The organism is Pseudomonas sp. GW822-FHT01E03 (assembly GCF_058802985.1).
Genome location: NZ_JBXAOQ010000009.1, coordinates 266119 through 287924, shown reverse-complemented (window position 1 = coordinate 287924; position 21806 = coordinate 266119). Strand labels below are relative to the sequence as shown.

The 21806-nt window shown below is 61.4% G+C and carries 24 protein-coding genes and 1 riboswitch; of the genes, 5 read left to right on the top strand and 19 right to left on the bottom strand.

All coding sequences use genetic code 11. The features are described from left to right. Positions 1–25 precede the first annotated feature (25 nt). Together AC1RP7_RS19830 and AC1RP7_RS19825 are read right to left on the bottom strand one after the other, a co-directional pair. Entirely contained in the window at positions 26–1390 is a 1365-nt protein-coding gene (locus AC1RP7_RS19830) for a DNA recombination protein RmuC (RefSeq protein ID WP_162252406.1), read from the bottom strand. Between the two features lie 175 nt (positions 1391–1565). Further along, a complete protein-coding gene (locus AC1RP7_RS19825) occupies positions 1566–1889 on the bottom strand; it encodes an SEL1-like repeat protein (protein WP_090453933.1) in 324 nt (107 codons plus the stop codon). Between the two features lie 1007 nt (positions 1890–2896). Between AC1RP7_RS19825 and AC1RP7_RS19820 the strand changes: the two genes are divergently transcribed. The 3 genes from AC1RP7_RS19820 to AC1RP7_RS19810 all read left to right on the top strand — a co-directional run bounded on the left by AC1RP7_RS19820 (position 2897) and on the right by AC1RP7_RS19810 (position 5299). Then, positions 2897–3121, top strand: coding sequence for a hypothetical protein (locus AC1RP7_RS19820; protein ID WP_008051046.1), 225 nt, complete (start codon positions 2897–2899; stop codon positions 3119–3121). Between the two features lie 277 nt (positions 3122–3398). Beyond that, positions 3399–3881: a hypothetical protein gene (locus AC1RP7_RS19815; protein ID WP_057715794.1), complete on the top strand. Its 483-nt coding sequence runs from the start codon at positions 3399–3401 to the stop codon at positions 3879–3881. A gap of 146 nt (positions 3882–4027) precedes the next feature. After that, entirely contained in the window at positions 4028–5299 is a 1272-nt protein-coding gene (locus AC1RP7_RS19810; RefSeq protein ID WP_218497192.1) for an OmpP1/FadL family transporter, read from the top strand. A 179-nt stretch (positions 5300–5478) separates the two neighbouring features. On the opposite strand, the gene AC1RP7_RS19805 is transcribed toward AC1RP7_RS19810, so the two are convergent. The 14 genes from AC1RP7_RS19805 to cobO all read right to left on the bottom strand — a co-directional run bounded on the left by AC1RP7_RS19805 (position 5479) and on the right by cobO (position 17017). Further along, positions 5479–6045 carry a glutathione peroxidase gene (locus AC1RP7_RS19805; protein ID WP_057715796.1) on the bottom strand — a complete coding sequence of 189 codons (567 nt, stop codon included), beginning with the start codon at positions 6043–6045 and terminating at the stop codon, positions 5479–5481. 55 nt (positions 6046–6100) lie between these two features. Then, the gene (locus tag AC1RP7_RS19800; RefSeq protein WP_008051054.1) at positions 6101–6223 is read right to left on the bottom strand and encodes a hypothetical protein; all 123 of its coding nucleotides are present in this window, start codon (positions 6221–6223) and stop codon (positions 6101–6103) included. Beyond that, complete coding sequence (locus AC1RP7_RS19795) at positions 6220–7428, bottom strand: MFS transporter (RefSeq protein ID WP_493181726.1); 1209 nt, start codon at positions 7426–7428, stop codon at positions 6220–6222. The genes AC1RP7_RS19800 and AC1RP7_RS19795 overlap by 4 nt, the downstream gene beginning before the upstream one ends. A 52-nt stretch (positions 7429–7480) precedes the next feature. Beyond that, positions 7481–7885, bottom strand: a complete 405-nt coding sequence (locus AC1RP7_RS19790; RefSeq protein ID WP_046037619.1) for a MarR family winged helix-turn-helix transcriptional regulator — start codon at positions 7883–7885, stop codon at positions 7481–7483. A gap of 173 nt (positions 7886–8058) precedes the next feature. Further along, a complete protein-coding gene (locus AC1RP7_RS19785) occupies positions 8059–8790 on the bottom strand; it encodes an adenosylcobinamide-GDP ribazoletransferase (protein WP_057715799.1) in 732 nt (243 codons plus the stop codon). A 2-nt stretch (positions 8791–8792) separates the two neighbouring features. After that, positions 8793–9368 carry an alpha-ribazole phosphatase family protein gene (gene cobC / locus AC1RP7_RS19780; protein WP_493181725.1) on the bottom strand — a complete coding sequence of 192 codons (576 nt, stop codon included), beginning with the start codon at positions 9366–9368 and terminating at the stop codon, positions 8793–8795. Further along, complete coding sequence (gene cobT, locus AC1RP7_RS19775; RefSeq protein WP_493181723.1) at positions 9365–10420, bottom strand: nicotinate-nucleotide--dimethylbenzimidazole phosphoribosyltransferase; 1056 nt, start codon at positions 10418–10420, stop codon at positions 9365–9367. The genes cobC and cobT overlap by 4 nt, the downstream gene beginning before the upstream one ends. Then, positions 10417–10938 carry a bifunctional adenosylcobinamide kinase/adenosylcobinamide-phosphate guanylyltransferase gene (gene cobU, locus AC1RP7_RS19770; protein WP_493181721.1) on the bottom strand — a complete coding sequence of 174 codons (522 nt, stop codon included), beginning with the start codon at positions 10936–10938 and terminating at the stop codon, positions 10417–10419. The genes cobT and cobU overlap by 4 nt, the downstream gene beginning before the upstream one ends. A gap of 148 nt (positions 10939–11086) precedes the next feature. After that, positions 11087–12538, bottom strand: coding sequence for a cobyric acid synthase (locus AC1RP7_RS19765; protein WP_154947272.1), 1452 nt, complete (start codon positions 12536–12538; stop codon positions 11087–11089). Continuing rightward, positions 12535–13527 carry a threonine-phosphate decarboxylase CobD gene (gene cobD / locus AC1RP7_RS19760; RefSeq protein ID WP_493181719.1) on the bottom strand — a complete coding sequence of 331 codons (993 nt, stop codon included), beginning with the start codon at positions 13525–13527 and terminating at the stop codon, positions 12535–12537. Before cobD ends, AC1RP7_RS19765 begins: the two co-directional genes overlap by 4 nt. Then, the gene (cbiB, locus tag AC1RP7_RS19755) at positions 13520–14428 is read right to left on the bottom strand and encodes an adenosylcobinamide-phosphate synthase CbiB (protein WP_090453916.1); all 909 of its coding nucleotides are present in this window, start codon (positions 14426–14428) and stop codon (positions 13520–13522) included. The genes cobD and cbiB overlap by 8 nt, the downstream gene beginning before the upstream one ends. Further along, on the bottom strand, positions 14425–15075 hold the full coding sequence (gene bluB / locus AC1RP7_RS19750) for a 5,6-dimethylbenzimidazole synthase (RefSeq protein WP_090453914.1): 651 nt from the start codon (positions 15073–15075) through the stop codon (positions 14425–14427). Before bluB ends, cbiB begins: the two co-directional genes overlap by 4 nt. Continuing rightward, positions 15072–16409 carry a cobyrinic acid a,c-diamide synthase CobB gene (locus AC1RP7_RS19745; protein WP_493181717.1) on the bottom strand — a complete coding sequence of 446 codons (1338 nt, stop codon included), beginning with the start codon at positions 16407–16409 and terminating at the stop codon, positions 15072–15074. The genes bluB and AC1RP7_RS19745 overlap by 4 nt, the downstream gene beginning before the upstream one ends. Continuing rightward, positions 16406–17017, bottom strand: coding sequence for a cob(I)yrinic acid a,c-diamide adenosyltransferase (gene cobO / locus AC1RP7_RS19740; protein WP_057715808.1), 612 nt, complete (start codon positions 17015–17017; stop codon positions 16406–16408). Before cobO ends, AC1RP7_RS19745 begins: the two co-directional genes overlap by 4 nt. 82 nt (positions 17018–17099) lie before the next feature. Next, a riboswitch (cobalamin riboswitch) is annotated at positions 17100–17333 on the bottom strand. Between the two features lie 153 nt (positions 17334–17486). Between cobO and AC1RP7_RS19735 the strand changes: the two genes are divergently transcribed. Together AC1RP7_RS19735 and AC1RP7_RS19730 are read left to right on the top strand one after the other, a co-directional pair. Continuing rightward, complete coding sequence (locus AC1RP7_RS19735) at positions 17487–18071, top strand: hypothetical protein (RefSeq protein ID WP_090453912.1); 585 nt, start codon at positions 17487–17489, stop codon at positions 18069–18071. A 66-nt stretch (positions 18072–18137) separates the two neighbouring features. Further along, on the top strand, positions 18138–19451 hold the full coding sequence (locus AC1RP7_RS19730) for a PQQ-dependent sugar dehydrogenase (RefSeq protein WP_493181715.1): 1314 nt from the start codon (positions 18138–18140) through the stop codon (positions 19449–19451). 138 nt (positions 19452–19589) lie between these two features. Here the strand turns inward: AC1RP7_RS19730 and AC1RP7_RS19725 are convergent, their stop codons facing one another. The 3 genes from AC1RP7_RS19725 to AC1RP7_RS19715 form a co-directional block, all read right to left on the bottom strand. After that, a complete protein-coding gene (locus AC1RP7_RS19725; RefSeq protein ID WP_493181713.1) occupies positions 19590–20243 on the bottom strand; it encodes an O-methyltransferase in 654 nt (217 codons plus the stop codon). Between the two features lie 18 nt (positions 20244–20261). Beyond that, positions 20262–20798 carry a C40 family peptidase gene (locus tag AC1RP7_RS19720; protein WP_057715812.1) on the bottom strand — a complete coding sequence of 179 codons (537 nt, stop codon included), beginning with the start codon at positions 20796–20798 and terminating at the stop codon, positions 20262–20264. A 165-nt stretch (positions 20799–20963) separates the two neighbouring features. Continuing rightward, on the bottom strand, positions 20964–21596 hold the full coding sequence (locus tag AC1RP7_RS19715) for a C40 family peptidase (RefSeq protein ID WP_008017885.1): 633 nt from the start codon (positions 21594–21596) through the stop codon (positions 20964–20966). Positions 21597–21806 lie beyond the last annotated feature (210 nt).

Genomic DNA, 21806 nt, shown 5'->3' with positions numbered 1-21806 from the left:
CCACAAGGTCCACGCTCGCCCGGGGCTACTCCGGTAACTCGACCAGCCCATCCACATCGGTCATCGCCCGCTCCAGCAAGTCCGCCGGCAGACTCTTGCTCGCCCGCGCGCCCAGCAGCTTGAGTTGTTCACTGCGACTGACCAGGTTGCCGCGACCCTCTGTCAGCTTGTTGCGTGCCGAACTGTAGGCCTTGTCCAGTTGCTGCAGGCGATTGCCGACCTCGTCCAGATCCTGGATGAACAGCACGAACTTGTCGTACAGCCACCCGGCCCGCTCGGCGATTTCCCGGGCATTCTGGCTCTGGCGCTCCTGCTTCCAAAGGCTGTCGATGACGCGCAGGGTCGCCAGCAACGTGGTGGGGCTGACGATCACGATGTTGCGGTCGAATGCCTCCTGAAACAGTGTCGGCTCAGCCTGCAACGCGGCAGAAAACGCCGCCTCGATCGGCACGAAGAGCAACACGAAATCCAGGCTGTGCAAGCCATCGAGGCGTTTGTAATCCTTGCCGGCCAGGCCTTTGACGTGATTGCGCAACGACAGGACGTGCTGCTTGATGGCGATCTGGCCGATGGCCTCGTCCTCAGCCGCGACGTATTGCTGATAGGCCGTCAGGCTGACCTTGGAGTCGACCACCACCTGCTTGTCGCCCGGCAGATAAATGATCACGTCCGGCTGGAAGCGCTCGCCGTCCGGCCCCTTGAGATTGACCTGAGTCTGGTACTCGCGGCCCTTCTCCAGCCCCGCATGCTCGAGCACGCGCTCAAGAATCAGCTCGCCCCAATTGCCCTGGGTCTTCTGCCCTTTCAAGGCGCGGGTCAGGTTGGTGGCTTCATCGCTCAAGCGCAAATTCAGCTGTTGCAAGCGCTCCAGCTCCTTGGCCAGGGAGAAACGCTCACGGGCCTCGTTCTGATAGCTTTCCTCGACACGTTTTTCGAAGGACTGGATGCGTTCCTTGAGTGGATCGAGCAACTGCCCCAGGCGCTGCTGGCTGGTTTCGGCAAAACGCTGCTCGCGCTCATCGAAAATTTTCCCCGCCAGCTCGGCAAACTGCGCGCGCAACTCGTCTCGCGAACCTTGCAGGTCGTTGAGGCGTTGCTGATGGCTGTCCTGTTGCTCGCGCAATTCGGCATTGAGCGACGCGGCCTGGGCATCCAGACGGCGCAATTCGGCTTCTTTGCCGGCGCGTTCGATATTCCACGCATGGGCGGCGTCCCGAGCGTCGTCGCGCTCGATCTGCAGCAACTCGACTTCACGACGCAGCGCAGCCAGATCAGCTTGTTTGGCGGCGTTGGCCTGGGTCAGATCAGCCGCTTCATCGCGGCTGGATTCGAGTTGTGCATTCAATCCGTCCTGCGCCAGTTGCGCCATGGCCAGGCGTTCTTGCAGCAGCGCGACATCGGCTTGCGTGGTGCTGGCCCGACGCTGAAGTTGCCAGGCCAATACCAGCAACGGCAACGCAGCCGCTGCCAGCCCCAGCAATACGCTGGTCAAGTCCATTGCCATAGCCACTCCTGCCATTCGGATAAAGCCTGAAGGTTAACCAAGGCGTCCGGTCTTGGACAGCTCAGTCTTCGATCAGCCCCAGTTCCTGTTGAGCGCGGTGATCGCCTGCCCGAGCGGCCTGACGCAGCAGGTCCTGACCGATCCGACGGTCCCGGGCATTCCCGCATTCGCGGCACATCAACTGGCCAAGGCGACTTTGCGCAGCCACCACGCCTTCACGGGCCGGTTGCTTGAGCAGACGTCCGGCGATGTGTTTGACGTTACGGTTTTCGCCCAGATGCGGACTGTCCAACAGCCACTCCGCCACGCGCATGGAAAAGCGCTTGGTAGGGGCAACAGGGGGCGGTGTGGAGGAAGAGGAAACAGGGGCTGAGCGAAACTTCATAAAGCACTGTGGGGCAGATCAGAAGGCGCGCAACTTTACTCTCTTTTTCTTACAGGTAAAGCTGAAAATATCCCGGCACGCCCGTCCTAGAGCAAGCGCTCGGGACAATCCACAGAAGCTGTGGATAACTCAGTGGACAACCGCCCTTGAACTCGCTCAAAGCCCTGTGGAATGGGGCTCGCAGTCAAACTGACGATTTTTTCACCAGTAAAAAAAAGCGATGTTTTTCATTGACTTAAATTTTGGTTACAGGCAGCCATTACGCTTGAACGTGAGATGACAGCGGGGTGACAGACCGCGCAACTAATGTGCACAAGTGCCTTTGCGATGGTTATATCCATGCACTTTTTCGGCGCATTTTTTTGTCATGCCTGGGGATAAGCCCTGGCAAACCCGGTGTCCAGACGGCTGCGCTGCTACCAACGTCGATGACCGATGGTCGGATTTTGTCCCGAAACAGGGCGCATGAATCCCACGCCTTGCAGCTTTATGCGCGCCTCCACAAGACAAAACAACCCGAGCAGGCACCGGCCAGGAAACTTTTTTCGCTACCACACTTCCATTGGCCAGTTCAATCCGCTAGTATCCGCGGCGTTAGTACCAAGCTGAAAGTCAATTCTGGTCGAACAAATCCCCCCGGTCAGCCTTCCCGACGGAAGCCTCCACCGAACAAGCGGGATCGACCACCTCGATGGTTTCCAGGTAAATCTTGCGCCAACACAACCTTTGAATCGAAAGCAAAGGATGTTGCTCCGCCTGCCTACTCTGCTCGAACCAACCTGCAAATTGATCAGGATCTTCACCCCGGGCCCAGAACCTTTGCCCTCGATGTGTTGCCTGCCCTCCTAAGTACCTACCTGCCAGCCCAAGCGCGCCAACTTATCAGCGCTTCAAACTGGCTGCTTTGTTCCAGTCGGGTTCTTCGTTCGATCAATGGTGATCGACGTTACTGGAACGTTTTAACGCTGCACGGTTCTTATCCGTGTCATTTGTAGGAACACCCAATAATGTCTACTCAAATCCAGACTCAGGATGCCATTCGCACCCTAACCAACGCTTTTGCACCAATGAACTGCCTGATCATGGCCGCTCGCAAAGGCTGCTTCAGCTTCACCCTGGTCAACGAACACGGCATCGCTCGTCACAGCGAACGCCTGTACCCCGATCAATACTCCAGCGCCGAGCCGCTGCAGGCCGTGATCGAGCGTACCCGTCAGGCACTGGTTGCCTGAAACGCCAGAAAGGCTGAAAACCCCCGAAAGCCCTGCCCGAAAAGCGGGGCTTTTTATTGCCTGATGTTTCCCTCCCCTCGCACCACGACTAAGTACGATCCGATATAACGGTTATAACTGTTCGCTGGAAATATTTTAAAAACAGGCCTTTACAGCGCGAATATGACACTACACTTCAACTCAAGCGGCTTGACCCGCTTGCGGCGAGCCTGAACCGATTCACAGCTGCCAAGCCCCCCTTCAGGTATCGCCGTCCAATTCAGGTTTCGAGGGTTTTATGGGTATCGCTGCCAGCGAACTGTGCCGTTATGTGATTCGTCCGACATTGATCTATCTCGGACAACATAGCGCTACGGCCGAATCCCTGCTGCTGGGCATTGCCGCCAGCCAGTCCGCCCTTGGTTCCGCCCTGCATGACCGCCGTGGGCACGGCCTGTACCGCATCGCCGAGCCCCGTCACCAGGCCCTTTGGGACCATTACCTGGCCCTTGATCCGGAGCGTGCGAGCCTGGTCCGCGGCCTGGCCAGCCAGCATGCGTTCCTGAGTGGCCCGCACCTCGAGTTGACCGTCAACCTGCGTTACGCCACCGCCATCGCCTGGCTGCTGGTGGAAGAACAGAACACTCCCCTCCCCGCCCCTGATGATTTGCTGGGTATGGCCAGGATCTGGCGCCAGACATTTCAGCCCCAGGGGCGTCTGCGTGATTTCACCTGCGCCTGGCAAACCTGTGTTTCACCCCTGAATCAGGTAGCCTGCTGACACCTCTGGATCCAAAGATCGCGCAACACGCCGCGATTTTGGTCTGATTGTCCTACAAAACCGCTCTAAATCAAGGCATACAGCCTATGGCGCCGGAACGAAAATGTTGGTAATTTTCGCCCCGGTGATCACCAGGAGTTCTAATAATGAAAAAAGTAATGCTCAAAACCACCATCAGTCTCGCCGTTGCCATGGCATCCACCCAGATTTTTGCAAGTGGCTTTGCCGTCAACGAACAAAGCATCAGCGGGATGGGTACAGGTTTTGCCGGGCGATCTTCCTCTGCCGATGACGCAAGCACCCTTTTTGGCAACCCTGCCGGCATGTCGCGCCTCAAGCGCGAACAAGTCACCGGCGGTGTTGCGATGATCGACGCACACACTGACATCAGCCACGCCAGCTCCAGCCCGAACGGCGGCAGCAACGACGGCGACATGGTTCCGCTCATCGCCGTACCCATGGGTTACTACGTCAAGCCAATCGACGACAAGTGGGCCGTCGGTGTGGGCGTGTACGCGCCATTCGGTCTGGTAACCGATTATGAAAACGGCTTTGCCGGTCGCTACTTCGGCAGCAAGAGCGAAGTCAAGATCGTCACCCTGCAACCGACTGTCAGCTACGCCTTCAACGACAAGGTTTCCATCGGTTTTGGCCCGACCATCAACCGCATTGACGGCAGCCTGGAATCGAACCTGTCGATCACCCAGGCCGCGCCAGATGGCAAGGTCAAGATCACCGGTGACGACACCGCGCTGGGCTACAACATCGGCGTGCTGGTTCAAGCCACCGACAGCACTCGTGTCGGCCTGACCTACCACTCGAAAGTGAAGTACAAGCTCGAGGGCAACACCAAGGTCAACTACAACGTGCTGGGCCTGATCGGCCAGAACCCGAACCAGAAGTACGATGCCTCGCTGGACCTGACCACCCCTGAATCGGTGGACTTCTCGGTCACTCACCAGCTCGACGACAAGTGGACTCTGTACGCAGGCAGCACCTGGACCCGCTGGAGCCGCCTGAAAGACATCACCGTTGAAAACACAGGTGTTCCGGCTGTTCTGAACGGCCAGTTCGGCACCATCACCGAAGAACAGAACTGGCACGACACCTGGGCTCACGCCATCGGCGCGTCCTACCAGTTGAACAAGCAATGGGTACTGCGTACCGGTCTGTCCGTTGACCAGGCACCGACCAACAACGTCGACCGCTCCCCACGCATCCCGACTGGCGATCGCAAGATTTTCAGCGTGGGCGCCGGCTGGAGCCCGACCGACGACCTGACCATCGACCTGGCGTATTCGTACCTGCACGAAGACTCGGTCAAGGTCAACAACAGCAACGACCGTGGCCAGAGCTACAACGCCAAGTATGAAAACTACGCGAACGGTTTCGGTCTCGGCGCGACCTACCGCTTCTGATGATTCCCGGCGAGCCTGAACCGCTCGCCATCGGAATCAAAAAAGCCCCGCTCTCCTCACGGAGGCGGGGCTTTTTTTTGTGGGAGCGAGCCTGCTCGCGATGGACGCGAACGATGACGCGTACTTTCAGGATTTACGAGACGCCTTGAGGTTATCGCGAGCAAGCTCGCTCCTACAGGTCAGGGGGTCGAAACAAGTGGTGGCGAAGCCAGCGCCTTTTCCACCGCCGCAATGAACTCGGGATCGTCCGGCTTGGTCAGGCTGGAGAAATTGGCGACCACCTTGCCTTGGCGATCCACTACATACTTGTAGAAATTCCACTTCGGCGCGCTGCTTTGACTGGCGAGGACCTTGAACAAGTGCGTCGCATCCTCGCCGCGAACCCTTTGCGGCTCGGTCATGGTGAAGGTCACACCATAGTTGACGTAGCAGACCTTGGCAGTCTCGGCACCATCCTTCGACTCCTGCTTGAAGTCATTGGACGGAACGCCAATTACCTCCAGCCCTTGATCCTTGAAGCGCTGGTTCAGCGCCTCAAGGCCTTTGAACTGCGGAGCAAAGCCACAGAAGCTTGCGGTATTGACCACCACCAACGGTTTACCGGCGAAGCGCTGGCACAAATCGATGGATTCCTTGGCGCGCAGCTTTTGCAGTGATCCTTGCAACAGCTCCGGGCACTCGGCCGCGTAGGCCAGCCCGGTAAACGCCACCAGCAACGCGGGAACTGCAATCCAGCGCATCAGCATGTCGGTGCACCCTTGATAATTCGTCAAAACCGACGTTACTCGCCCTCGCCGCTCGCTAGCAAGCACCCATGCCCAACTGCATCAGCGCCAGCCCGCCCTGATGCCAGCCCCACCACGACAACGCCAGCAATAAGGCGCAGACGGCGGCTACAGCGATCCGTGGCCAAAGGTTGTTCATATCGCACTCATTTGTGATTGCAGACGCTCTACCGGCCGCTCACGCACCGGCCAATTGAGGGCAGCGGCCAACAGGCTCAAGAGAATCGCCACTTGCCAGATCAAGTCATAACTCCCGGTTCGGTCATACACCACGCCACCCAACCAGCCGCCCAGGAACGAACCGAGTTGGTGAAACAGGAAAACAATCCCGCCGAGCATGGACAGGTTTCGCACACCAAACAAGGTCGCCACCGTACCGTTGGTCAATGGCACCGTCGACAGCCACAGGAAACCCATGGCCATGCCAAAAAGATAAGCCGTGGTGATGGTCACCGGTGCCCACAGGAACAACGCAATGACCACCGCCCGCAGCAAGTACAACCCGGTGAGCAAACGCGGCTTGGACATGCGCCCGCCGAGCCATCCAGCGGTATAGGTGCCGAAGATGTTGAACAGGCCGATCAGTGCCAGCACCGTGGTGCCGACCGTCGCCGGAAGGTGTTGATCCACCAGATAGGCCGGCAGGTGCACACCGATGAACACCACCTGGAATCCGCACACGAAAAAGCCGAACGCCAGCAGCCAGAAGCCGGAATGGGAGCAGGCTTCGCGCAGCGCTTCGCCAAGGGTCTGTTCGTGGCCCAGAACGGGCAGCGGCTTGTCCTTGAGCATGCCCACCAGCGGCACGATCAACGCCACCAGCAAGCCCAGCGCCAGCAGCGCCGCGGACCAGCCAAGCCATCCGATCAAACCGAGCGTGCCGGGCAACATCGCGAACTGGCCGAACGAACCGGCCGCACTGGCGATCCCCATGCCCATGCTGCGTTTTTCCGGTGGCACCGCGCGGCCGACCACCCCCAGAATCACCGAGAACGACGTACCCGACAGTCCGATGCCGATCAGCAGGCCGGCACTCAGGGACAGGGTCATCGCCGAGTCGGAGAGCCCCATGCAAATCAGCCCGGCCGCGTACAGGACGCCACCGATCAGCACCACTTTCGCTGCGCCGAAGCGGTCGGCCAGGGCACCGGTGAATGGCTGGGCGAGGCCCCAGATCAGGTTTTGCAGGGCGATGGCGAAGGCAAAGACTTCACGGCCCCAACCAAACTCGGCGCTCATCGGCGCCAGAAACAGCCCGAAGCCATGGCGAACCCCCAGCGACAACGCAAGGATCAGCGCACTCCCTAACAGAACCCAGCCGCAAGTACGCCACATCGATGTCATTGTTATTCTCCAATAGCGGGTATATACCCGCTTAAGATCGAAAAAACCGGCATCATGCCAGTTCGTCCAGCAGCTTCAATAAGGTTTCACGCTTCTCGGCGCCCAGGCGATCGATCAAGCGTTGCTGTGCGGCTTCCCAGGCCGGCAAGGCCGCCTTGAGACGCTCTGCCCCGGCCTCGGTCAGCAGGACGATGCGATTGCGCATGTCCTCGCCCTCGACCAGCGTCACCAGGCCATCACCCTCCAGCACCCGCAAATTGCGCCCCAGGGTGCTGCGGTCCAGGCCCATGGCCTCGGCCAGGGTCGAGATGCTCGGCTGATCCAGACGCTGCAGATTGCACAGCAAAGAATACTGCGCAACGTTGATCCCGAAGCCGTCGAGAGCGCCGTCGTAGTGCCTGCTGACGCCACGGGCGGCGCGACGCAGGTTGATGCATAAACATTGGGAATCAAGCATGGTGCGTGTATATACCCGCGAGTCGGTTAAATCAAGTGGCATGGGGTTTGTTCAGTGATTGGGCGGTGTCCTGTAGATCGCCATCGCGAGCAAGCTCGCTCCCACAGTTGATCGCATTCCAATGTGGGAGCGGGCTTGCTCGCGAAGAGGCCGGAACATTCAACACAACCCGATCAGGCCAACGCCAAGCCTACCAGCACTGCAACTTCCAGCAACTCCAGCATCGCGCCCGCCGTGTCCCCTGTCGTGCCCCCCAGGCGCCGCAACATCACCTGGCGCAGCCAGACAAACCCCAGCGCCGCCAACACCACCGCCAGCGCTCCACTGACGCCGGCGATCAACACACAAGCCAATGCGCTGACCGCCAACACCTGCTTGCCCGGCGAACGCGGGAGATGATCGGCCAATGCCTGGCCCAGGCCACCGGCACGCACATAGGGCGTACTCAGGAACAAGCCGAGCAATGCGCTGCGACCGATCAACGGCACGATGATCAAGGCCAGCGAATGCGGCTGCTCGATCAACGCCAGCAGTGCGGTGAATTTAAGCAACAACACCAACACCAGCGTCACCACGGCGATCGGCCCGCTGCGCGGGTCTTTCATGATGGTCAGCGTGCGCTCACGGTCGCCAAAACCACCGAGCCAGGCATCGGCGCTGTCCGCCAGGCCATCGAGATGCAAGCCGCCGCTGAGCAGCACCCAAAGGCTCAGCAACAACGCCGCGTGCAGCAACGTCGGCGTGCCCAGCAGCAGCCAGTTAACCGCCCACAGAATCGCGCCAAAGAGTAATCCCACCAGCGGATAAAACAGCAACGACCGCCCCAGTTCCCGGGGCTCAGGCATTCCGGGCAGGCGAATCGGCAGGCTGCTGAGAAATTGCAGGGCGATCCAGAATGGCAGCATGGTCAGAGCACTTCCTTCAACGAGCCCGCAGGCTCCACCGTCAGCGAAAACAGCGCGCCATGCCCGACCTCAACGTTGAGCAGTTGCTCCCGTGGCAGCCCGCGCGCCTGTGCCAGCAACAGACGCATCACACCGCCATGGCTGATCAGCAGAATTCGCTCACCGGCACAGGTCGCGTGCAAACGCTCCAGCGCTGCCAGCACCCGTGCCGAAAAGTCTGCAACCGGCTCACCCTGAGGCGGCGTGAACGAATAGGGATCGGCCCAGAACAAGCCCAGGGCCTGCGCGTCGGTTTCCATCAACGCCGCCGCGCTCTGCCCTTCCCAAGCACCGAAATGCAACTCTTGCAGGTCTTTGTCCAGTTGCACCGGAACACCCAGTTGCGCAGCGAGTTCCTCGGCAAACCGCGCACAACGCTGCAACGGCGAACTGACCAGCCGATCCCACGGACCTTGCCCGATCACGGCGGCGCGCATCTGCGCCCAGCCCGTGTCGGTCAACGCATCATCGATACTGCCGCGCAGACCGCCGCCGAGTTCGGTTTCACCGTGACGCAACAGATCCACGCGCAAGGTCATGCCGGACGATCTGCCACGGCGGCTTCGGCAAAGGTCGCCATCTGCCCGTGCAGGTCGCAAGCCAGGCGCAGCAGCGGCACAGCCAACGCCGCACCACTGCCTTCGCCAAGCCGCAGGCCGAGATCAAGCAAGGGTTGTGCATCCAGGGTTTCCAGCACATGACGATGCCCCGGCTCGGCGCCGCGATGACCGAACAACAGCCACTGACGACACTCAGGATTCAAGCGCACCGCAACCAGTGCCGCGACGCTGCAAATGAAGCCGTCCACCAGCACCGCGACACCTTCCTGGGCACACGCAAGATAGGCACCGACCAGCGCGGCGATCTCAAAGCCGCCGAGGTTGAACAGGGTCTGCAAGGCATCGCCACGCTGCGCGCCATGCAATGCCAGGGCGCGCTCGATGACCTGGGCCTTGTGACTGACACCTTCGGCATTGAGCCCGGTACCAGGCCCGGTCAGATGCACCACCGGGCAATCAAGTAGCGCACACGCCAATGCACTGGCAGCAGTGGTGTTACCGATGCCCATTTCGCCACCGATAAACAACTGCGCACCGGTGGCAATTGCCCGCTGCACGCTGTCACGACCGGCCTGCAAGGCGAGTTGCCCCTGGGCCTGGGTCATGGCCGGTCCCTGTACAAAATTCGCCGTTCCCTGGCCGACATTCAGATGACGCACGCCCGGCAGGTTCAGCGACGGCGTCACCGTGCCAAGATCCACCACCTCAAGGGAAGCGCCCAGTTGCCGCGCCAGCACGCTGATCGCCGCGCCACCGCTGACGAAGTTGAGCAGCATCTGCCCGGTGACTTCCTGGGGAAACGCCGACACGCCCTCGGCGACGACGCCATGGTCGCCGGCAAAAATCGCGATCCACACCTGCTCCAGACTCGGCTTGACCCGCCCCTGCAATCCCGCCAACTGCACCGCCAGCGCTTCCAGCTGGCCGAGGGAGCCGGCCGGCTTGGTCAGTTGCTGTTGCCGCGCCTGGGCCTGTTCGACCACTTGGGTATCGACCGGCTTGCACGGGTTCAACCACCAGGATTGAGTCATAACGCAGTTCCTTTCAGAGTCAGAGGCAGGCCGGCGACGGTCAGGACGACACGCTGACAACGCTCAGCCAGAGCTTGATGCAGCCAACCGGCTTCATCGACATAGCGACGAGTCAATTCACCCAGCGGCACGACACCCATGCCGGTCTCGTTGCTGACAAAAATGATTTCACCCGGCAGCGACGCCAGACAGTCCAGCAAGGCATCACGCTCGGCGTGCAAGCGCTGCGCATCGTCGAGCATCAGCAGATTGGTCAGCCACAGGGTCAGGCAATCTACCAGCAGGCAGCGGTCGAAACGGGCGGACTCACGCAGCACCCGGGCCAGCTCCACCGGTTCTTCGATCAAAGCCCATTCGGCAGGACGACGGGCGCGGTGATGGGCCACCCGCTCGCTCATTTCGCCGTCCAGTGGCTGGCTGGTGGCGATGTAGGTCACGGCCAGGGCGCTGTCGATGGCGAGCTTTTCAGCCAGGCGACTCTTGCCGGAACGGGCGCCGCCGAGGATCAGTTGGAGCATTGCTTATTCCTTAAAATCTTCGGGGAGGCGACGGCCCTCATCGCGAGCAAGCTCGCTCCCACAATTGATCCAGGCTGAACATACATTTTGATTACACCTCGTAACCTGTGGGAGCGAGCTTGCTCGCGATGGGGCCGCAACAGCCACCTCAGAACCCACAGAGCTGACGCAGCAGAGAAGTATCCAGATGCTTCTCCACCAGATCCGCCAGCCGCTCGATATCACGCTCGCGCAAGGCGTGGTAATCCACGGCCTGCACATCCTGCAACCCGGCCCAGCGCAGCAGTGCACTGCACGCCGCCGGCGATTCGAACAGCCCGTGCAGGTAGGTGCCGAAAATCTGCCCGTCGGCACTTTGCGCACCATCACAGCGGCCGTCATCCAGATGCACGGCGGCATGTTCCAGGGCCGGTCCGGTGGTCACGCCGGCATGAATTTCATAACCCGCCACCGGCGCATCTTCCAGCGCCAGGCGACCACGCACATTGCGCAATTGCTTCTCTTGTTCGAGCTGGGTCTGGAACGCCAGCAGCCCCAAACCGGCACTGGAACCCGGCGCACCTTCGAGGCCCAGCGGGTCATGTACCTGCTCACCGAGCATCTGCAGGCCGCCACAGATCCCCAGCAGTTTCCCGCCGTAACGCAGATGCCGGGCGATGGCGGTGTCCCAGCCGTTGGCCCGCAGGTACGCGAGGTCGCTGCGCACACTTTTCGAGCCGGGAAGGATGATCAGGTCGGCGGGCGGAATCGCCTGGCCGGGGCCGATGAATTGCAGGTCCACTTGCGGATGCAGGCGCAGCGGATCGAAATCGGTGTGATTGCTGATGCGCGGCAGCACCGGCACCACCACCTTGAGCACCTGTTCGGCTTTATCGGTCTGGCGTTGATCGATGCCGTCCTCGGCCTCCAGGTGCAGATCCATCACGTAGGGCAGCACGCCGATCACCGGTTTGCCGGTGCGCTCTTCAAGCCAGTCCAGACCGGGTTGCAGCAACGCGATATCGCCACGGAAACGATTGATGATGAAGCCTTTGACCCGCGCCTGCTCACTCGGCGACAGCAGTTCGAGGGTGCCTACCAGATGGGCAAAAACCCCGCCGCGATTGATATCGGCGATCAGCACCACCGGGCAATCCACCGCTTCGGCGAAGCCCATGTTGGCGATGTCCCCGGCCCGCAGATTGATTTCCGCCGGCGAGCCCGCACCCTCGACCATCACCAGCGGATACGCCGCGCTCAAGCGCTCGTGGGAGGCCAGCACCGCTTGCATGGCGATGGTTTTGTAGTCGTGATAGGCGACCGCATTCATGGTCGTGACAGCGCGGCCATGGATGATCACCTGGGCACCGGTGTCACTGTTGGGCTTGAGCAACACCGGGTTCATGTCGGTGTGCGGTTCGAGGTGCGCGGCCTGGGCCTGTACCGCCTGGGCGCGGCCGATCTCGCCACCGTCGGCGGTCACCGCACTGTTGAGGGCCATGTTCTGTGGCTTGAACGGCACCACCCTGACGCCCTGACGCGTGACCCAGCGGCACAACGCGGTTACCAGCGTGCTTTTACCGGCATCCGATGTGGTGCCTTGCACCATCAGCGTGGTCATTGGTTTTCCTTGGCGAAATCGTCGAACGCCAGCGCCAGTCGTACCCAGGCGATTTCGTCACCGGGCAAGCCGAATCGCAGGCTGCTGTTGTGCGTGAACAACCGCAGGAGAATGCCGCGGCGGGCCATGAATTCATGCAGCTCTTCGGCGCGCTCGGTGATCAGCCACTGGAATAGCGCACAACCGCCCTGGGGCTCGAAGCCGTGCTGTTCGAGCAACGACGCAAGGCGCTCGCTGGCGTCTTCGGTGCGCACCCGTTGCCGCGTTTGTCCCTCGGTATCGCGCAGACAGGCCTGGCCCACTACCCGGGTTGCCCCGCTCACGGCCCACGGACCCACTTGTTCTGCCAGCAACTTGAGCAACTTGCGCTCGGCCAGCACAAACCCCAGGCGCACACCGGCCAGGCCGAAAAACTTGCCGAAGGAACGCAAGACGATCAATCCGACTTGATGGGCAAACGGCGCCAGGCTCAGTTGCGGCGTGTTATCCATGAACGCTTCGTCCACCACCAGCCAGCCACCGCGCTGCGCCAGTCGCGTGTGCCAGTCGAGCAGCCGACTGGGGGTGAGGCTCAGGCCCGTGGGGTTATTCGGATTGACTACCACCAGCACGTCGAAACTGTCGATAAAGAAGTCGACTTCCTGCTCCAGCACTTCACGCACGATGTAGCCGTTGCGACGCCACGCTTCGGCGTGCTCGGCATAACACGGCGACAGTACGCCGACCTTGCCCGCCCGACGCAATCGCGGCAGCAGTTGAATCGCCATTTGCGAGCCGGCCACCGGCAATGCCTGCAAGGTGCCGTAGTAATCACAGGCGGCCTGCTCCAGACCGTCGTCCGTCTCCGGCAAACGGGCCCAGGCCCGCAGCGGAATATCCGGCACCGGAAACGGCCAGGGCGCAAGGCCGGTGGACAGGTCCAGCCAGTCGGCTTCATCTATGCCGTATTCGAGCGCCGCCTTGCGCAGTCGCCCACCGTGCTCAAGCATAAAATTCGGCCCCCAGGCAGAGAATCAGCAGCCATAACCATACCCCGCGCTGGACCAATTGCCAGCCCCGGTCAATCGAGTCGGCATCCGCCGGCACACCTTCGCCCAACTGCGGACGCTGATGCAGTTCGCCGTGATAAATCGCCGCCCCACCCAATTCGACACCAAGGGCACCCGCCCCTGCCGCCATCACCGGGCCGGCGTTCGGGCTATCCCAGGTCGGGGCCTGGGTGCGCCAGCATTTCAATGCCAGCCGGGTTTTGCCCAGCAGCGCGTATGTCAGTGCCACCAGGCGCGCAGGAATGTAATTGAGTACGTCGTCGACCTTCGCCGCCGCCCAGCCGAACCGTTCGAAGCGCTCATTGCGATAACCCCACATCGCATCCAGCGTATTGCTCAGGCGGTAGAGCACCACGCCCGGCGCGCCCGCCACGGCAAACCAGAACAACGCTGCGAACACCGCATCGCTTCCGTTTTCCAGCACCGACTCGGTAGCGGCACGGGCGACTTCGGTTTCATCCAGTTCGCTGGTCTGGCGGCTGACCAGATAGCTCACCCGAGTGCGCGCCGCTTCCAGGTCATTACTGCGCAGGGCCTTGGCCACAGGCGTGACGTGCTCACCGAGGCTGCGCATGCCGAGGGCGCAATAGAGCGCGAGAATCTCGACGATCCAGCCGACATAAGGCGCCCAGGAGAATGCCGTGGCCAGTAGCGTCAGTGGCAACACGGCAATCACCCACGCGGTGACGCCATGGCTGCGCCAGCCGCGACCGCCGCCGTTGAAACGTTGCTCGATGCGCTCGGCAAAACGGCCGAACGCCACCAGCGGATGCCAGCGTTTGGGTTCACCCAGCAGCGCATCCAGCGCAACCGCGGCGACACTCAACAACGCCACACTCATTGACTCACTCCCCAATAATTTTCATACAGCAATTCATGTAGCGGACGCGCCTGCGCCCAGCCTTCGAGCACCAGCATCGGCGCCGGGTAGAACTCTTTGACCGGCCCCAGGCACAGCACGGCCAATGGCTTGGCACCCGGCGGCAACCTCAACAGGTCCGCCAGTGCCTGTGGTTCGAACAGCGACACCCACCCCATGCCCAGCCCTTCGGCACGGGACGCCAGCCACAGGTTCTGGATCGCGCAGGACAACGAAGCCATGTCCATTTCCGGCAGCGTGCGGCGGCCGAAGATATGCTGCTCGCGGTCATCCATCAGTGCGGCGACCAGCACCTCGGCACAATCGTTGATGCCTTCCACCTTGAGCTTCATGAACTCATCGCTGCGCTCGCCAAGGGCTTCGGCGGTGCGGATGCGTTCTTCTTCCACCAGGGCCTGGATTTGCCCGCGCAAGGCGCGATCGCTGATGCGGATGAAGCGCCAGGGCTGCATCAGGCCGACACTGGGGGCCTGATGCGCGGCTTCGAGCAGGCGACGGAGCAATTCGGGCTCGACGGTGCCGCCGCTGAAGTGGCGCATGTCGCGGCGCTCGGCGATGGCGCGGTACACCGCCGCGCGCTCGGCTTCGGAGAATGCGTTGTCGCTCATGGCCTCTTCGCGAGCAGGCTCGCTCCCACAGGGTTTTGGTCAGGCGCAAACAGCGCGGCAATCGCCGAGGGGTTCGACGGAAAATAAAAGTGTACGTAAGAGGCAGTCATCCGCCCCTCACGGTAGACCGCCTCCGCTCCGCGCCCGCCGTTAGGGCTCAAGCCACGGGCAATCGGCGCCAGTTCAGTGGTGGTCAGCGAATGGTGGTAGGTGTGCCCGCGCAGCGAGCCTTCCGGCAGTTCCACCGCTTGCAAAGCCAGCGCTGCCAGGCGCTTTTGCATGACTGCATCACCGGCCAGCAAGCCAACCAGTTCGGCGCGAGTGCCTTCGACATCGGTCAGGGAGTCGAGCAGATACAGCATGCCGCCACACTCGGCGAGCAACGGTTTGCCTGCCCGGTGGTGGGCGCGGATCGCATCGAGCATCGCGGTGTTTTGCGCCAGTGCAACGTGGTGCAGCTCCGGGTAACCGCCCGGCAGATACAGGCTGTCCGCCTGCGGCAACGCACGGTCGCGGATCGGCGAGAAGAATGACAACTCGGCGCCCATCGCCCGCAGCAGATCCAGGCTCGCGCCGTAGGTGAACGCAAAGGCTTCATCGCGGGCGACGGCAATGCGTACACCGGCCAGCAGCGGTTCGGCCGCGATGACATCAGGGGCGGCGAATTCGACTGCCGGTGGCAGCGCGACCTCGCAACTGCTGGCCAGGGCATCGGCTGCCGCATCGAGGCGCAGGTCGAGATCGTTCAACTCACTGGCCTGCACCAGCCCCAGGTGCCGGCTCGGCAATTCGATCCCGGTTTCCCGGGACAGCGCGCCGTACCAGCGCAACCCCTCAGTCAGGCTGCCTTCGAGCAGTTGCGCGTGGCGCAGCGTGCCGACACGATTGGCCAGCACGCCGGCGAACGGCAAGTCCGGCTGATAACGCGCCAACCCCAGGGCCAATGCGCCAAAGGTCTGGGCCATGGCGGTGCCATCGATCACCCCCAGCACCGGCACACCGAAATGCCGCGCCAGGTCGGCGCTCGACGGCGTACCGTCGAACAACCCCATGACGCCTTCGATCAGGATCAGGTCGGCTTCAGCGGCGGCTTCCCACAGCAACCGGCGACTCTCCTGCTCGCCGACCATCCACATGTCCAGCTGATACACCGGCGCACCGCTGGCGCGCTCGAGGATCATCGGATCGAGAAAGTCGGGCCCGCACTTGAACACTCGGACCTTGCGCCCCTGATTGCGATGCAATCGGGCCAGTGCCGCGGTGACGGTGGTCTTGCCTTGGCCAGAGGCCGGCGCGGCAATCAGTACCGCCGGACAGTGCCGAGGCTGACTCACAATTCGACGCCTTTCTGCGCTTTGATCCCGGCTTGAAAGGCGTGCTTGATCACGCCCATTTCGGTGACGGTGTCAGCCATCTCGATCATCTCCGGCTTGGCGGCACGACCGGTGACCACCACGTGTTGCATCGGCGGTCGGGCCTGCAAGTCGCTGAGCACCTGATCGAGATCGAGGTAGCCGTGCTTGAGGGCGATGTTCAGCTCATCGAGCACCACCAGACCGATGGACGGATCGCGCAGCAGTTGCTGCGACACCGCCCAGGCGGCTTCGGCGGCGGCGATGTCGCGCTGGCGGTCCTGGGTTTCCCAGGTAAAGCCTTCGCCCATCACATGAAAACGCACCTGCTCGGGAAAGCGCCGGAAGAACAACTCCTCCCCCGTACTGTTGCGGCCCTTGATGAACTGCACCACGCCGCATTGCATGCCGTGCCCCATGGCGCGGGCAAGCATGCCGAAGGCCGAACTGCTCTTGCCCTTGCCGTTGCCGGTCAGCACCAGTAGCAGGCCACACTCGTTCGGGGAATTGGCGATGCGCTCGTCGATCACGGCTTTTTTGCGCTGCATGCGCGCCAGGTGGCGTTCGTCACGATCGGGGGTATCAGTCATGGGGGAGCTCTCCGTTTAGGCAGGAATAACGGCGGGCAGGCACAAGAATAGAAGGCAACAAGCCTGGCATCGCCCACCGTGATGCCGCTGGATGAATCAGGCCGGTCTCCGGGCTCATGAGTGGCCGCGGGGCCAGACCGTGCGCCTTCCCGCATCAAATCGACACAGTGGCATCACACACAGTTTTCACTCATTTACCGTTGCGGGGGCAGCGCCGGAATTGCGGGCCTTCGACCAACAGAAGGACTCACTCACCGGCTTCCCTGTTTCACTCTGTCGACCCAAGCCACAGAGCACCTGAAACAAGCCGCGAAGGTTAGAGGGTTGGGGGTGGAGCGTCAATTAAAGCCGGGAGGCCATCGACCGAATAACTGCCATCAATCAATAAACTGACGTCAATCTTGTGCCACGCTCCCAGCAGTGATATCAAAGAGCCACAAACTCACAACACAACAACAAGGGTGAGCCCATGCAAGGCATGATCATCAGCAATCCAAAGCTGGAATTCCTGCGCCCGGTGCTCGAACGCTGGTTCGAATGCATCGACCGTTACAACGCCGTCCGCGGTGATGGCGACACACCGTACTGGCACGACGAGAAGGCCAATCTCGGACTACTGTCTGCCGCCGCCTGGATGGCCGAGATGGTCACGCTGCAACAGACGCCCACCCGCAAGCAGACCGAAGAAGGCGAACGCAACAGCCGCGCCGACCTGCTCCTGGCTTCACCCGAAACCCGCGCCTACATCCAGACCAGCCAGCGCTGGCCACGGGTCAACAGCCTCAACCTGACCCAGGCCCTGCTCGACATCGCCAGCGATGCCAAGCGCCTGAGCCACGCCAGCGACCTGAAACTCGGCTGCCTGTTCGTCGCCCCGCAAAAAGCCCAGCAGGGCGCCACACCGGAAGAACTCCAGGACATGGTCGACGACCTGCAAAAGGAACACACCTGCGCTGTTGCCTGGTATTTCCCTTATGCCTACCGCAAGTTGCGCAACGAAGCCGGCAACTATCACCCCGGCATAGCAGTGCTGTTCAAGGAGGCACGTGGCTAAGGGTTGAACCATCGGACGACAACGCGCCTCTATGATTAGAACAAGGCACTCATAGGGAAGACCCGCATGCGCACGCCCCCGCTCGTTCTCGTTATCGCGTTCTGCGGAGGGCTCGCCGCTTGTGGCGGAACCGCCCGCCTGCAAGTCTCCGATGGCACCGGTCCTTCGCCTCAACTGCCAGACCCCGACAAAACCCTGATCCCGATCGTGAACATCGCCCCGGCCATCGGCTGGCCGCAGGGTGCGAAGCCCATCGCCGCCAATGGCACCCAAGTGGCCGCTTTTGCCGAAGACCTGGATCACCCGCGCTGGCTTTATGTACTACCCAATGGCGATGTGCTGGTGGCGGAAACCAATGCCCCCCCAAAACCCGAAGACGGCAAAGGCATTCGCGGCTGGATCATGAAGAAATTCATGGGGCGTGCCGGAGCCAGGGTGCCCAGCGCCAACCGCATCACCTTGCTGCGCGACAAGGACCACGATGGGGTCGCGGAAACCCGCACGGTGTTTCTGCAAAACCTCAACTCGCCCTTCGGCATGACCCTGGTCGGCAATGACCTGTATGTGGCCGACACTGATCGCCTGCTGCGCTTTCACTATGAAAGTGGCGATACGCAGATCAAGTCACCGCCGGCAAAAGTGGTCGACCTGCCGGGCGGCCTGCTGAATCACCACTGGACCAAAAACGTCATCGCCAGCAAGGACGGCAGCAAGCTGTACGTCACCGTGGGTTCCAACAGCAACGTTGCGGAACACGGCATGGACAAGGAAGAAGGTCGTGCGGCGATCTGGGAAGTGGATCGCGCCACCGGCCAGCAGCGGATCTTCGCGTCCGGCCTGCGCAACCCCAATGGCATGGCCTGGGAACCGCACAGTGGCGCGCTGTGGACTGCGGTCAACGAACGGGATGAAATCGGCAGCGACCTGGTACCGGACTACATCACCTCGGTGAAAGACGGCGCATTCTATGGCTGGCCGTACAGTTACTTCGGCCAGCATGTCGATATTCGCGTCGAGCCGCAAAACCCGGACCTGGTGGCCAAGGCTATCGCCCCGGACTACGCCGTCGGCCCGCACACGGCATCACTGGGCCTGACGTTTGCCGAAGGCAACAAGTTACCGTCGCGCTTCAGGGAAGGCGCCTTCATCGGCCAGCACGGCTCCTGGAACCGCAAGCCGCACAGCGGCTACAAAGTGATTTTCGTGCCCTTCCGCGCCGGCAAGCCGGTCGGGAATCCGGTTGATGTGCTCAGCGGGTTTCTCAATGGCAAGGAAGAAGCCATGGGCCGCCCGGTGGGCGTGGTGATCGACCGACAGGGTGACCTGTTGGTGGCCGATGATGTGGGGAACAAGGTGTGGCGGGTTTCGGCTGCCAAATAACACCATCCCGGATGAACTCAGAACCCTGTGGGAGCGAGCTTGCTCGCGATGAGGGCACATTCAACATCGATGCTGACTGACCTACCGCTATCGTCGGAACGCCGCCCGGAGCAAGCTCGCTCCCACAGGATTTCCAGCTCAGCGTTTGCGGCAGAGAGTCAACCCATCACCCAACGGCAACAACGACAGATCCACCCGCGCATCGTCCTTCAACGCCCGGTTGAGCGCCTGGATCGCCCGGGTGTCCGCGCTCTCGGGACTGGTCTCGAGCACGCGCCCGCTCCATAGCGTGTTATCGAACACCGCCAGCCCGCCGACCCGCAGCAATCGCAGGGCGTGCTCCAGATAAGCCGGGTAGTTGGCCTTGTCGGCATCGATGAAAACCAGATCGAACTGGCCTGGCTGGTCCAGCTTGCCGAGGGTTTCCAGCGCAGGCGCCAGGCGCAGATCGATGCGTCCGGCCAGCCCGGCTTCCTGCCAGTAACGCAGGGCCGTGGCGTTGTAGTCACCGGAGATATCACAGCAAATCAGCGAACCCTCAGCGGGCAATGCCGCCGCCATGCACAGTGCGCTGTAACCGGTAAAGGTGCCGACTTCGAGCAAACGCCTGGCCCCCGTCAGTTTCACCAGCAAAGCAAGAAACTGCCCCTGCTCAGGCGCCACCTGCCAGCGTGCCATCGGCAGCGCCTGGGTCTCATCGCGCAAGCGCTTGAGCAGAGGCGTTTCGCGCAGGGAAACATCAAGCAGGTATTGGTACAGGGCGTCGTCGAGATTGAGCGTGCGAGCAGTCATGACCACCAGCTCCGGAGGTTACGGATTGCGCGCCAAATGTTCAGGCTGCAGAACACGCTTGGCGCTCAGGTAAGCTTTTTGCCAATAGGCCTTGGACAGACTGTCGAGCTTCACAGTGCCGCCGGTGGCCGGCGCATGGACGAAACGCCCCTCTCCCACATAGATGCCAGCATGACTGACCTGGGAACCGCCATTGGTGGCAAAGAAAAGCAGGTCGCCGGTCTGCAAGCCGTCCTTGCCCACATTCGCCGCTTGCATGGAGATCATCTCGCGCGTGGTACGCGGCAAGGCAATACCGGCGACATCGCGGTACACATAAGCGATCAGGCCGCTGCAATCAAATCCGGAATCCGGCGTATTGCCACCCCAACGATAAGGCGTGCCCACCAGACCGAGCGCGCGAAACAGCACGTCTTCCGCTTCGGGCGAAAAAGCTTGTGAGGAACCAAATACGATGGGAGCGCGAACCACCGGCGCAGGAGGCGGTGTGCGGCTGGCGCAGGCACTGAGCAGCGCTGCGAAGAACATGATTGCGAGGCGGGCCGACGTCGTCATAAGCAGAACATCCTGATCTGGCTGCGGCTTTTTCTGCGGGGAGCGCAGAAAAGAAAACCGCCTGCGTGGGACGCAGGCGGTTTGCCATCATTTGTAGATCAAGATTCTAGCGGCTACACGACAAACTTCAAGTAAGACTTTAAGTTCGCCTTACAAAATGTCCGCTTATTTACGTGCAGTAACGATTGGCGACGCGTTAGGTGCCATTGCCAGGGCGCGCTTGGCTTCGATGAAGGTCTTGCTCCAGTAGCTGTCGCCCAGGCTATCGATGCGCACACCGCCGCTGCGGCGGCTGCTGGAGTGGATGAACTGATTGTCACCCAGGTAGATCCCGGCGTGACTGACGCGACCACGACGACCGTTGGTTGCGAAGAACAGCAGGTCGCCCGGCTCAAGCTTGCTGCGCGAGACCAGCGGAGCGTCCACGTTGATCATTTCGCGGGTGGAGCGCGGCAGGTTCATGCCCGCTTCTTCGCGGAACAGGTAACCGATGAAACCACTGCAATCGAAGCCGGCTTCAGAAGTACCGCCGAAACGGTAGCGGGTACCGATCAGGGACATGCCACGTTCGAGGATGCTGTCGGCCAGGACCGGAAGCTGGTAGGACTTGCCGCCAGCGAAGTCTGCGAGTTCTTTTTCGGTAGCCAGCTCTTCCTGAAAGAGAGCGGAAGACTGGGCGGTGACCGAGTTTTGAACCTGTTGTTGCGGAGCTTGCTGGGCCACTGGAGTGTGGGCAGCGCAACCGAACAACAGGGTAACGAGTGCGAGAGGCACGAGGGGTGCGAAGCGATTTAGCATGGGCACGACCGTGGCTGAAAGTTGTAAAGAAGCCGAGACTATGCCCGCTATCAACCTCATTTGCAAATTCAATCGATCTTTTTGTGACTTATCCGTTTCTCGTTTACATCTAAGCGCTTAAGCCCATTTTAAACACGCACGCGGCCTGCAACCTTGCAGGAAAGCGGGATTTCAGGCGCCTGAAATATGCCGAAACAGCTAAAAGCCCCG